This window comes from Vibrio sp. NFR, from assembly GCF_027587095.1.
GTDB classification, from domain to species: domain Bacteria; phylum Pseudomonadota; class Gammaproteobacteria; order Enterobacterales; family Vibrionaceae; genus Vibrio; species Vibrio harveyi.
In genome coordinates this window covers 26,256-39,625 of sequence record NZ_JAPPTN010000001.1, presented here as the reverse complement: position 1 = coordinate 39,625, position 13,370 = coordinate 26,256, and the positions used below count along the sequence as shown (strand labels likewise).

Annotated in this window: 9 protein-coding genes; 5 read left to right on the top strand and 4 right to left on the bottom strand. The window is 44.4% G+C overall.

The annotated features are described in order from the left end of the window. Positions 1-10 precede the first annotated feature (10 nt). On the bottom strand, positions 11-1,681 hold the full coding sequence (glnS, locus tag OH463_RS00185; RefSeq protein ID WP_005446398.1) for a glutamine--tRNA ligase: 1,671 nt from the start codon (positions 1,679-1,681) through the stop codon (positions 11-13). Positions 1,682-1,916: 235 nt separating this feature from the next. Beyond that, positions 1,917-3,491, bottom strand: a complete 1,575-nt coding sequence (gene nagE / locus OH463_RS00180; protein WP_005446396.1) for an N-acetylglucosamine-specific PTS transporter subunit IIBC — start codon at positions 3,489-3,491, stop codon at positions 1,917-1,919. Positions 3,492-3,980: 489 nt separating this feature from the next. Here nagE and nagA point away from each other — a divergent pair, with 489 nt between their 5' ends. The 4 genes from nagA to asnB all read left to right on the top strand — a co-directional run bounded on the left by nagA (position 3,981) and on the right by asnB (position 9,900). Continuing rightward, a complete protein-coding gene (nagA, locus tag OH463_RS00175) occupies positions 3,981-5,117 on the top strand; it encodes an N-acetylglucosamine-6-phosphate deacetylase (protein ID WP_005446394.1) in 1,137 nt (378 codons plus the stop codon). A gap of 2 nt (positions 5,118-5,119) precedes the next feature. After that, entirely contained in the window at positions 5,120-6,334 is a 1,215-nt protein-coding gene (gene nagC / locus OH463_RS00170) for a DNA-binding transcriptional regulator NagC (protein ID WP_005446392.1), read from the top strand. Between the two features lie 81 nt (positions 6,335-6,415). Then, the gene (locus OH463_RS00165; RefSeq protein WP_005446391.1) at positions 6,416-8,005 is read left to right on the top strand and encodes a cation:proton antiporter family protein; all 1,590 of its coding nucleotides are present in this window, start codon (positions 6,416-6,418) and stop codon (positions 8,003-8,005) included. 230 nt (positions 8,006-8,235) lie between these two features. Further along, positions 8,236-9,900 (top strand): asparagine synthase B, encoded by a 1,665-nt coding sequence (gene asnB / locus OH463_RS00160; RefSeq protein ID WP_047513010.1) that lies wholly within the window; start codon positions 8,236-8,238, stop codon positions 9,898-9,900. A gap of 111 nt (positions 9,901-10,011) precedes the next feature. Here asnB and rfaH read toward each other — a convergent pair whose 3' ends face one another. Continuing rightward, the gene (gene rfaH, locus OH463_RS00155; protein ID WP_005446384.1) at positions 10,012-10,512 is read right to left on the bottom strand and encodes a transcription/translation regulatory transformer protein RfaH; all 501 of its coding nucleotides are present in this window, start codon (positions 10,510-10,512) and stop codon (positions 10,012-10,014) included. Between the two features lie 334 nt (positions 10,513-10,846). Here rfaH and OH463_RS00150 point away from each other — a divergent pair, with 334 nt between their 5' ends. Beyond that, positions 10,847-12,235 (top strand): peptide MFS transporter, encoded by a 1,389-nt coding sequence (locus OH463_RS00150; RefSeq protein ID WP_005446383.1) that lies wholly within the window; start codon positions 10,847-10,849, stop codon positions 12,233-12,235. A gap of 90 nt (positions 12,236-12,325) precedes the next feature. Here OH463_RS00150 and hemH read toward each other — a convergent pair whose 3' ends face one another. After that, positions 12,326-13,291: a ferrochelatase gene (gene hemH / locus OH463_RS00145; RefSeq protein ID WP_017818948.1), complete on the bottom strand. Its 966-nt coding sequence runs from the start codon at positions 13,289-13,291 to the stop codon at positions 12,326-12,328. Between the last annotated feature and the right edge of the window lie 79 nt (positions 13,292-13,370).

Sequence of the window (13,370 nt, the reverse complement as noted above, 5' to 3'; positions counted from 1 at the left end):
AGGATTGAGATTATTGGTTCTCGATTTTCGCCCAAGTATCACGTAGACCAACCGTACGGTTGAATACTAGGTTCTCTGCTGAAGAGTCTTTTGAATCTGCACAGAAGTAACCCATACGCTCAAACTGATAACCTGTTTCCGCTTCTGCGTTTACTAGGCTTGGCTCAACAAAACCGTTTAGAACCACTAGTGATTCTGGGTTGATTGTCGCAGCAAAGTCATCCGCAGCCGCTGGGTTTGGTACTGTGAACAAACGATCGTACATGCGGATTTCTGCAGGCAATGCTTTGTCTGCTGATACCCAGTGAATTACGCCTTTCACTTTACGGCCATCTGCAGGGTTCTTACCTAGCGTTTCAGCATCGTAAGTACAGAAGATTGTTGTGATGTTGCCTTCCGCGTCTTTCTCGATGCGTTCAGCCTTGATCACGTATGCGCCACGTAGACGAACTTCTTTACCTAGAACAAGACGCTTGTATTTCTTGTTTGCTTCTTCACGGAAGTCTTCGCGCTCGATCCAAACTTCACGAGTGAATGGCACTTCACGCTCACCCATCTCAGGTTTGTTTGGATGGTTAGCAACAGTCAGCGTCTCTACCGCGCCTGCTTCGAAGTTCTCGATAACGATCTTAACTGGATCTAGAACAGCCATCGCACGTGGTGCGTTTTCGTTTAGATCGTCACGAATACAAGATTCTAGTGAACCGAACTCAATCATGTTCTCTTGCTTCGTTACGCCAATGCGCTTACAGAATTCACGAATAGATGCTGATGTGAAGCCACGACGACGCAGACCAGACACTGTAGGCATACGTGGGTCGTCCCAACCATCAACCAATTTCTCAGTCACTAGTTGGTTTAGCTTACGCTTAGACATCACTGTGTATTCAAGATTTAGGCGGCTGAATTCGTACTGGTGTGGACGACAATCAATCGTGATGTTGTCTAGAACCCAGTCGTACAGACGACGGTTGTCCATGAACTCTAGAGTACAGATAGAGTGCGTAATGCCCTCTAGCGCATCAGAGATACAGTGCGTGAAGTCGTACATTGGGTAAATGCACCACTTATCACCAGTCTGGTGGTGAGTCGCGAAACGTACACGGTAAATAACTGGGTCACGCATTACCATGAATGAAGAACCCATGTCGATCTTCGCACGTAAACACGCTTTACCTTCTTCGAACTCACCTGCGCGCATTTTTTCAAATAGCGCTAGGTTTTCTTCGATTGGACGATCACGGTATGGGCTTGGTTTACCCGGAGCCGTTAGCGTACCGCGGTATTCACGAATCTGCTCAGGACTTAGCTCATCAACGTACGCTAAGCCTTTATTAATCAATTCAATTGCATATTCGTAAAGCTTGTCGAAGTAGTTTGATGAGTAACATACTTCACCATCCCACTCGAAGCCCAACCAGTTTACATCTTTCTTGATAGACTCAACGTATTCGATGTCTTCTTTTTCAGGGTTTGTATCGTCGAAACGTAAGTTACATTGACCCTGGTAGTCCTGAGCAATACCGAAGTTCAAACAGATAGACTTAGCATGACCGATATGCAGGTAGCCATTTGGCTCCGGCGGGAATCGAGTATGCACGCTAGTGTGTTTACCATCCGCTAGATCTTTATCAATGATCTGGCGAATAAAGTTTGATGGACGAGCATCAGCTTCACTCATCTATAGCACCTCAAAAATATTAGTATTGTCAGAGAAAACAGTACTCCGTAGCCTTACTCGGTTTACAGAGTGCATTGTTCCTAATGATCCACAATTCTTAGCGATTAGACAACAAGAACCGTCGTTAAAACGGGAATATTTCTGTTCTTCGCTTGAAAGCGCAGCATATTAAATCCGTATAAACAAAAAAAAGACCTCCCGAAGGAGGTCTTTATAGAGAGTCATTAAGATGTAATTAAGGAAGTTTTACATCTGATAGGTCTTCACCTGCACCGATTGCTTTCATTTCACCAGCAACGATTTCTGCAAGAGGACCAAGGATAACTTGAAGGTTGTTTTCGCCTAGCTTAACAACACCTTTCGCGCCTAATTTCTTAAGTACTGCTTCGTCTGCAACAGAGCGATCCTTAAGTGTTAGACGTAGACGAGTGATACACGCGTCGATTGAAGTTAGGTTGTCGTGACCACCTAGCGCTTTTAGGTATTGACGAGCTAGGTCACCTTTTGCTGCATCACCAGCAGGAGCTGCAGATGTTTCATCTTCGTCATCTTCACGACCTGGCGATTTCAGGTTGAAAGCGCGGATTGCGAAGCTGAATGTGAAGAAGTATAGAGCACCGAAAGCCAAACCTAGAGCAAGTAGTACTAGAGGCTTAGTTGCTAGACCGTAGTTTAGTACGAAGTCGATTAGACCTGCAGAGAAACCAAAGCCGTGTAGCGTGCCAAGCATGTTTGCAAGTACTAGAGATAGACCTGTAAATACAGCGTGGATAGCGTATAGAGCAGGAGCTAGGAACACGAACATGAACTCTAGAGGTTCAGTGATACCTGTTAGGAATGAACAGAATGCTACTGAGAATAGTGCACCACCAACTTGGCTACGCTTCTCAACCGGAGCTGCTAGGTACATAGCAAGTGCTGCACCAGGTAGACCGAACATCATTACAGGGAAGAAACCGTTCATGAATACACCAGCGCTCTTATCGCCGCCGAAGAAGCGGTGTAGGTCACCAGATTTCAGAGTTTCAGTTACTTCTTTAACTGTTGCTGTGATTTCTGGAGTTACAGAGTTAGCGAATTCGAATGTGTGAGTTTGACCAGCAACAAGAGTCTTAGCTAGAGCTGGGTCAACACAAAGCTGTTGTAGAGCAGGAAGCGCTTGACCCGCCGCTGTTGCGCCAGATACTAGAACTTCTTGACACGTACCCATACCGAACCAGAAGTACGAGTTTAGTACGTGGTGTAGACCTACAGGGATTAGTGCACGGTTAAGCGTACCGTATACGAATTGACCGATAGCACCAGAAGTAGAAACTGCGTGCGCTAACGCGTCAAGACCGCCTTGGATTGTTGGCCATACAACACCAGCAATTGCACCAGCAACTAGCGAGAATAGACCCGCCATGATTGGTACTAGACGTTTGCCAGAGAAGAATGCCAACCACTCAGGTAGACGAGTAGCGTGGAAAGCGTTGTAAGAGTGACCAGCGATGATACCTGCAATGATACCGCCGAAGAATGACATGTTAACGCTTGCATCGATCGTTGCTGCTGTCGCAGTAAGAACGAAGTAAGCAACTGCACCAGCTAGACCTGCAGCACCTTGACCGTCTTTAGAAAGACCAATCGCGATACCTAGACCGAATAGTAGTGGAAGTTGACTAAAGATTGCATTACCAGCAGATGCCATAAACGCAATATCTAAAAGGTCAGGCTGACCCAAACGTAGTAAAAGCGCTGCAACTGGAAGCGTTGCGATAGGAAGCATAAGAGCTTTACCTAACTTCTGCGCGTATCCAAGAATATTCACCTTAAGTTCCCCCTATAGGATTTTATGTTTTGTTGAATGACTTATTTCAGTCGTTCAATTTAGTCGCTATCAGTTTATGATATTAATTTTGCTCCGCAAATTAAAACCTCATTGTTTGTGATCATAATCACCAGAAATTGGTCATTCAGAAGGTTTTTGCTAGCGAGATCATAAAACTTATTTTATTATACGAAAAAATGGCGTTTTAGAGATAAGATTCTCGTACTTTATGCAAGACAGAATCAGTGTTATTTTGGTATCTCTACAGATGATTCGCAGTAACTTCGCTCTGGAAAACAATCATAAAAACTAATTCATTTATTATTTTTCAGTTAGTTACTCTGATAATGACATCGATAAAACGCGACTTGCTGTATGTGACTCGTTATCTAATTCAGTGATACAAACTAAGTACCAGCCTGACTCATAGAGTCACCAGTTAGATAACGGGACAGAAAATGAATTCTCATCTATAAGGACTAGCTGACTATGTACGCGCTAAGTAACTGTAAAATCTATACCGGTAGTGATGTTCTTACCGATCATGCTGTCATCATCGACAATGACCAGATTCAATCAGTTGTACCAGTGACTCAACTACCAGAAGGTATTGAAGTAAAAGACCTGGACGGTGCTAATCTAAGCCCTGGTTTTATCGACCTACAGCTAAATGGCTGTGGTGGTGTGATGCTTAACGACGAAATCACACCAGAAACAATGCAGATCATGCATGAAGCTAACCTAAAGTCGGGTTGTACAAGCTTCCTACCTACCCTAATCACATCTTCAGACGAAGATATGCGTGCTGCTATCACTGCTGCTCGCGAGTACCACAACAAATACCAAAACCAATCGCTAGGTCTGCATCTTGAAGGTCCGTACCTTAACGTAGCGAAAAAAGGTATTCATAGCGTTGACTTCATCCGCCCTTCTGATGACGGTATGATCGATCTAATCTGTGCTAACGCAGACATCATCGCGAAAGTAACGCTTGCACCAGAACAAAATGATCCTGAGCACATTGCACGCTTGAAAGCAGCTGGCATTGTTGTTTCTATCGGCCACACGAATGCAACTTATGCAGAAGCTCGCCAAGGTTTCGATGCAGGCATCACATTCGCCACTCACCTATTCAACGCGATGACACCGATGGTTGGCCGTGAACCAGGTGTAGTTGGTGCGATTTATGACACCCCTGAAGTCTACGCTGGTATCATCGCTGATGGTTTCCACGTTGATTACGCAAACATCCGAATCGCTCATAAAATCAAAGGCGAAAAGCTTGTTTTGGTGACGGATGCCACAGCTCCAGCAGGTGCTAACATTGATCACTTTATTTTTGTCGGTAAGAAAGTATATTACCGAGATGGTAAGTGTGTTGATGAAAATGGCACACTAGGCGGCTCAGCTCTGACTATGATTGAAGCAGTTCAGAATTCAGTTGAGCACGCAGGCATCGCTTTAGAAGAAGCTCTACGAATGGCTACGCTTTACCCAGCAACCGCAATCGGTGTTGAGGAGCGTCTTGGCCGAGTTCGAAAAGGAATGGTAGCTAACCTGACCATTTTCGATCGTGACTTCAATGTAAAAGCGACGGTTGTTAACGGACAATACGAGCAAAATTAAGCATGAATGGCGGACAGATTGGTAATGTAGATTTAGTAAAACAGCTTAACAGTGCTGCGGTATACAGGCTGATTGACCAACAAGGTCCAATCTCCCGTATTCAAGTCGCGGATGTTAGTCAGCTCGCCCCAGCGAGTGTTACCAAAATAACCCGCCAACTATTAGAGCGCGGCTTGATCAAAGAAGTCGCGCAACAAGCTTCTACCGGTGGTCGTCGAGCCATCTCGTTGACCACTGAAGTAAAACCTTTTCACTCTATCGCTGTACGATTAGGTCGTGACTATGTGCAATTCTGTTTGTACGACCTAGGCGGAACGGCACTTGCAGAAGACCAGCACGAACTTCACTATACCAATCAAGCAGACCTTATCGCAGGTTTGATTGACTTGCTAAAGGACTTCGTGAGTCGCTGCCAAGATAAAATTGACCAACTGATTGCTATCGGTATTACACTGCCTGGTTTGGTGAACCCAACCACAGGCGTAGTGGAATACATGCCGAATACAGACATCGATAACCTTGCACTGGGTGAAATCATCCGTGAAAAGTTCAATACCGCTTGTTTTGTCGGTAACGATGTTCGTGGTATGGCATTGGCTGAACATTACTTTGGTGCAAGCCAAGATTGCCAAGACTCAATTCTTGTCAGTGTTCACCGTGGTACTGGTGCCGGCATCATTGTCAATGGTCAAGTATTCCTTGGCTTCAACCGTAACGTCGGTGAAATTGGTCACATCCAAATCGACCCACTTGGCGAGCAATGCCAATGTGGCAACTTTGGCTGTCTAGAAACGGTTGCAGCAAACCCAGCAATCGTACAACGCGTTAAAAAGCTTATTGCACAGGGCTATGAATCAAGCCTTACTCAACTAGAGCACATCACAATCGATGACGTTTGTACTCATGCGATGAACGGCGATGAACTTGCTAAGCAAAGCTTAGTGCGCGTAGGCAACCAACTTGGTAAAGCTATCGCAATTACGATTAACTTGTTTAACCCACAAAAAATCGTCATTGCCGGTGACATTACGGCGGCTGAAGAAATTGTTTTCCCAGCAATCCAGCGCAATGTTGAAAACCAATCTTTGAAGACTTTCCATAACGAACTTCCGATTGTTGCTTCTCATATTGATAAGCAACCAACAATGGGCGCATTCGCAATGATAAAGCGCGCCATGTTGAACGGAGTTTTGTTACAAAAGTTACTAGAAGACTAAGTTTATACAACCAATTGAGTTACAATCTCGGGCTGTGGTTTCACAGCCCGTTTTTGTATATCAGGAATATAGCTCAATAGTATGGAAATTATTCTAATTACAACGGCGTTTCTCGCCGGCTTCATCGCTCTAAAATGTAACCTTCCGCCCTTGGTTGGTTTCCTACTCGCAGGCTTCGGTCTTCACGCGTTTGGCTACCAAAGTAATGACGTCATTGTCACGCTTGCTGATCTTGGTGTGACCTTGCTGCTTTTCACTATTGGTCTAAAGTTGGACGTAAAAACGCTACTTTCCAAAGAGATTTGGGGTGGCGCAACCGCGCACAATATTCTTTCTACCCTTTTCTTTGCGCTGGTTCTCGTTGGTCTAAAACTGCTCGGTTTGTCATCACTGGCCACTATGGAACACAGCCAGATTCTGTTGTTGGCTTTCGCTCTGTCTTTTTCTAGTACTGTCTTCGCGGTAAAAACCCTGCAAGAAAAAGGTGAGATGAATGCGACTTACGGCACCCTAGCAATTGGTATTCTGGTCATGCAGGATATTTTTGCTGTGGTCTTCCTTACCGCTTCAACAGGTAAAATTCCGGAGTGGTATGCGATAGGTTTGTTTGCTCTCCCTCTTATCCGCCCATTGTTCTACAAACTCCTAGATAAAGTAGGTCACGGCGAGATGCTGGTTCTATTTGGTATCTTCTTTGCGCTCGTCGTCGGGGCTGGTTTGTTTGAACTCGTCGGTATGAAGCCAGATTTAGGCGCGCTGATTTTAGGCATGTTACTAGCCGGGCATCGTAAAGCATCAGAGTTATCAAAATCGCTCTTTAATATGAAAGAGCTCTTCCTCGTGTGCTTCTTCCTCAATATTGGTTTGTCAGCATCATTGAGCTTCACTGGTGTGGGTCTTGCGCTGCTATTCATTTTGTTGCTGCCAATCAAAGGTCTGCTGTATTTCCTTACTATCAACCACTTTAAGTTCCGTGTTCGGACTTCATTACTGACGTCTCTTTCTCTTTTCAACTACAGTGAATTTGGTTTGATTGTCGGTGGACTGGCTTACAAGATGGGCTGGATGCCTAGTGACATGCTAGCGGCTATCGCTGTGGCTGTTTCGATTTCATTTATCATCTCAGCACCGTTAAATCGTCTTGGTCACCAAATCTACCAACACTCGGGCAAATGGTTACAAGAAACGGCGGCAGAGAAATTGAACCAACGAGATCAATTAATCAATCCAGGGCATGCCCAAGTATTGATCCTAGGTATGGGTCGAATTGGCACCGGTGCTTACGACGAATTACGATCTCGCTATGGCAAAGTTTCTCTTGGTGTTGAAGTAAGAGAAGAAGCTGCGCATAAACACCGCTCTGAAGGTCGCAACGTTATTTCAGGCGATGCAACAGACCCTGACTTTTGGGAACGCATTTTAGATACAGCAAACGTAAAGTTGGTCCTATTGGCGATGCCACACCACCAAGGTAACCAAACCGCGCTTGAACAGCTTCAAAGCCGAAACTATAAAGGGCAAATAGCAGCAATTGCCGAATACCCAGATCAACTTGAAGGCTTACTAGAGACTGGGGTCGATGCCGCATTCAACATCTATAGCGAAGCTGGTAGTGGTTTCGCACGACATGTTTGCGAGCAACTTCAACCTCAATTTACACCGATGAAATAAGCATCAAACGTAACTATCCTTATTGAGCCCTCTTCTAATAAGAGGGCTTTTTTGTGCATTTTTTAAACCAAACCTTGATCTCATTCATCAGATTAAGGTTATTTTTAAACAATATCTAATCATCAAGCCTTTTTATCATTTTTTTCATCATCAAACGTTGCTTTTTTTACTCAGAATGGCAAATTGAACCTATACCGATTAAAAATTGTTTAGTTTAAAAAGGATGTTGTATGTGTTCAGTATTTGGCATTTTAGACATTAAGAGCGATGCAGCAGCATTGCGCCCTACCGCACTTGAGATGTCGAAAAAGCTTCGTCACCGCGGTCCAGACTGGTCTGGTATTTACTCATCAGAGCGCGCGATTCTTGCGCATGAACGTTTGGCGATCGTTGGTCTAAATAGTGGTGCTCAACCACTATACAGCCCTGATAAAAAACTCATCCTTGCTGTAAACGGTGAAATCTACAACCACAAAGAAATTCGTGCTCGCTACGAAGGTAAATACGAATTCCAAACTGACTCAGACTGTGAAGTTATCCTAGCGCTATACCAAGACATGGGTGCAGACCTTCTTGAAGAACTAAACGGTATTTTTGCATTCGTACTTTACGATGAAGAAAAAGACGAGTACTTAGTAGGTCGTGACCACATTGGTATCATTCCTCTTTACCAAGGTTATGATGAACATGGTAACTACTACGTAGCATCAGAAATGAAAGCACTGGTACCAGTATGCAAGACCGTGAGCGAGTTCCCTCCGGGTTGTCACTACGGCAGTGCAGATGCAGAACCTCAACGTTACTATATTCGTGACTGGAATGAGTACGCAGCAGTTCAAGGCAACAGCACAAGCAAAGAAGAACTTACAGAAGCTTTAGAAGCTGCGGTAAAACGCCAACTAATGACTGACGTGCCATATGGCGTACTTCTTTCTGGTGGTCTGGATTCATCGATTACATCTGCTGTAGCAAAACGATTTGCAGCAATGCGTATTGAAGACGACGAAAAGTCTGAAGCTTGGTGGCCACAGCTGCACTCTTTCGCTGTAGGTCTAGAAGGAGCACCAGATCTGAAAGCCGCTCGCGAAGTTGCAGAACAAATTGGTACGGTTCACCATGAAATGACGTACACCATCCAAGAAGGCTTGGACGCGATTCGTGATGTGATTTACCACATTGAAACATATGACGTAACGACTATCCGCGCTTCAACACCTATGTTCCTAATGGGTCGTAAGATCAAAGCAATGGGAATCAAAATGGTACTTTCTGGTGAAGGCGCTGATGAAATCTTCGGTGGCTACTTATACTTCCATAAAGCGCCAAACGCGCAAGAGTTCCACGAAGAGACCGTACGTAAGCTTCTAGCTCTGAACATGTTTGACTGTGCACGTGCAAACAAATCGCTAGCGGCATGGGGTGTTGAAGGTCGTGTACCATTCCTAGATAAGGAGTTCATTGACGTAGCAATGCGTTTGAACCCTGCCGATAAGATGTGTGGCAACGGTAAGATGGAGAAGCACATTTTACGTGAGTGCTTCGAACACTACCTACCGGAGTCGATTGCATGGCGTCAGAAGGAACAGTTCTCTGATGGTGTTGGTTACAGCTGGATTGATACGCTAAAAGAAGTCGCAGAGCAAAAAGTAACAGATCAGCAAATGGAGACGGCTCAATTCCGCTTCCCTTACAACACACCTACAACTAAAGAAGGTTATGTATACCGCGAGATCTTTGAAGAGTTGTTCCCTCTACCATCAGCTGCGGAATGTGTTCCTGGTGGCCCATCAGTCGCGTGTTCTTCAGCGAAAGCGATTGAATGGGATGAGTCATTCCAAAACTGTGTTGACCCATCAGGTCGTGCCGTTCAAACCGTACACAACGATGCATACTAATCGTATCACGTGTTAAATAGGGCTGAGTCACCAGCCCTTGAACACTGGTAAGTTAACACGATCAAAAAGAGGTGCATTACGCACCTCTTTTTGATCTTTCAATGAGTTGGTTTACATAAATTCCAAATCATTATTGTCAATGCTGACAGGCACTCGCTTAGAGAGCATTTGAACCAACATAATCGAACGCTTTTCACCATCTTGTTCGTGATAAATCGCATCAATACCAGCAAACTGTCCGTTCATAACACGAACATGATCGCCTGGTTTCGGCATACATTCTGGGCTTGTCGGCTCCTCAGCACACTTTTCAATCTGCTTTAGTTCATAAACAAGATCACCTTGAATCTCTTTTGGTTGTGCTCCGAAGCGTACGAAGTCAACGACACCTCGAGTGGAACGTACCGATGTAAAATTCGGTCCTTGTTCATAATCAAATCGAGAAAAAACATAGCAAGGGAATAATGGTTCTTCGACCTTTTGTCGCTTGCCGCGTAAGATCTTTTCGACCTCCACAGTTGGGTAAAAACACTCTACTCCTTGGTTTTCAAGGTGTTGCTTCGCCCTAACTTGCTCTCCTCGTTTACAATACAATAAATACCAACGTTTCATTTTATTACTAGCCAATTATATTTTTATTTCATCCTAGCATTAAGCCTAGAACGAGTCATGGGTATTCAAGAAACCTATCAGTAAGCCTCTTAAACATAACATGCATAACTTACACTTTTTCGAAGCATTAAGAAAATAAGTCTATAGGCAAAAATGGAAAGTAAGTTTGTAACACGAACGATTCGCCGATTAAAACCCCACAAAATCAACGCGGAGCCATCATTTAATAAGGCAAATGAATCGTCACATAAAATTTTATTGTTTGTAAGTCATCAAAATGACATGTATACGTAGATTTCTTTAAAAAATGTAATAACTACTATTAGAAGAGCTTATGTCAAACCAACATCAATACTTTGGTCACCCACGTGGCTTGTTCTTATTGTTCGGTACTGAACTTTGGGAACGCTTTTCTTACTACGCAATGCGCGCCATTCTAGTACTGTATTTAACTGACACAACAATGAACGGTGGCCTTGGCTGGTCGACTAAAGATGCCCTAGACCTATACGGCATCTATACTGGACTTGTCTACATTACTCCTCTCATCGGTGGTTACCTTGCGGATAACTACTTAGGTCAACGCCGTTCTATCTTGATTGGTGGCGCGTTGATGGCAATCGGTCAATTTACACTAGCAATGCCTGCTGACGCTCTAGGTCTTGGTGCTCTACACACATTCTATTTAGGCCTTGCTCTACTTATCTGTGGTAACGGTCTATTTAAGCCAAACATCTCTACAATGGTTGGTGACTTATATCAAGAAGGTGACAACCGTCGTGATGGTGCTTTCACTATCTTCTACATGGGTATTAACCTTGGTGCATTAATCGCTGGTGTTGTTTCTGGCTCTGTAACAACTGAATTCGGTTGGAAAGCGGGTTTCGTGGCTGCTGGTATCGGTATGCTTATCAGTCTAGTCATGCAGATGACGTTTGCTCAAGCATGGCTTGGTGATATTGGTCGTGTTCCAGCTGCAAAACGTGATCTAGCGATTAAAAAATCTTCTCAAAAAGAACCGTTAACAAAAGAAGAAACGGATCGCATCAAAGTAATCCTAGTGATGAGCCTATTCACTATCGTATTCTGGGCAGGCTTTGAACAAGCTGGCGGTCTAATGAACATCTACACTCAGCAATACACAGATCGAATGATCGGTGGCTTTGAAGTGCCTGCTGCGTGGTTCCAATCACTAAACCCATTCTTCATCATCACGCTAGCACCTGTACTAGCCGTACTATGGGTGAAACTAGGTAAACGTGAGCCAAACTCACCAGTGAAATTTGCTTTAGCGATGTTCTTCCTAGCGCTTGGTTTCCTATGTATGGTTGGTGCGGTTATTGAGCAAGGCGGTGACACTACAGTTAAGACATCCATGTTGTGGCTTGTTGGTGCATTCTTCTTCCATACTCTGGGCGAATTGTGTCTATCTCCGATTGGTCTGTCTCTTGTTACTAAACTGGCTCCGCTGCGTCTTGCTTCACTCATGATGGGTGCATGGTTTGGCTGTAATGCAATTGCAAACTACGTTGCTGGTTATGTGGGCTCTCACGTTGGTGAGCTAGGTGCACTGGCTATCTTCAGCGGTATTGCAGTAACAGCGATGGTTTCTGGTGTCATTCTTCTGTTGTTCTCTAACACGCTTGTTCGTTGGATGCACGGTGCTGAAAACACACATAGCACAGCAGAACAAATTGAAGAGCAGCAAACTCAAGTAGCTTAATATATAAAGTGCAAATAAAAACAAAGGGTCGCAATTGCGACCCTTTTTGTATTCAAAGCTCTAAGTGAAAGAATGTAGGACACAGACGCTTTACAACTTTGAGCGAACCAAATCCACCATCATCTCGATGTGTAACTCGTTGTCATTTAAACACGGAATGTAGCTAAAGCTCTCACCACCAGCTTCTAAGTAAATTTCACGGCACTCTTCTGAGATCTCTTCCAGTGTCTCTAAGCAGTCAGCAGAAAAAGCTGGCGTTACGATATTCAGCTTTTTTTTACCTTGGCTGGGTAGGACTTCTAATGTCTTGTCCGTGTATGGTTGTAACCATTCTTCGCGACCAAATCGAGACTGGTAGGTCATACCAATTTGATCCTCATTCAAACCAAGGGCCTCACCAAGCAAGCGAGTTGTCTCGGCACAATGTTGAGGATAAATATCACCATTGTCCGCGTATCGCTTCGGAATACCATGGTAAGAACATAGCAAGTAATCACCCTTACCATTTGCTTCCCAATGCTCGCGTACCGACTGAGCTAAAGCTTCAATGTATTTAGGGTGATTGTGGTAATCGCGAATAAAACTAAACTCTGGCATCACAGGCATATTCTTAAATGCCTTTGTCATCCCGTCAGAAACTGCAGCTGTCGTTGTTCCTGAGTATTGAGGGTAAAGCGGCAAAACGATCACTTGTTCAACGCCTTGGGCTAATAGCGCCTCAAAACCGGTTTGCAAGCTAGGATTGCCATATGTCATTCCTAGCTCTACTGGCATGTCTAAAGCTGTGCTCAGCTTCTTTGCCTGGCGTTTTGAATACACCATGAGAGGTGATCCCTCTTCCATCCACACCGACTCATACAGCTTGGCAACTTTTGGAGAACGAACTGGAAGAATGATGCCATGCAAAATCGGGCACCAGAGCCACCGTGTCATATCAACAACACGGTGATCATGAAGGAACTGACTTAGAAAGCGTTTAACGGCTGGCGGAGTTGGCTCATCAGGCGTCCCAAGGTTGACCAATAACACGCCCTGCTTCTTATTGTTGTTTTTCATAACATCCTATTCATGGTAAACGGCTTGATTTGTACGGCATATCTAAGAGAAAAGTTCATCGTACTAACAGGCAGAATAA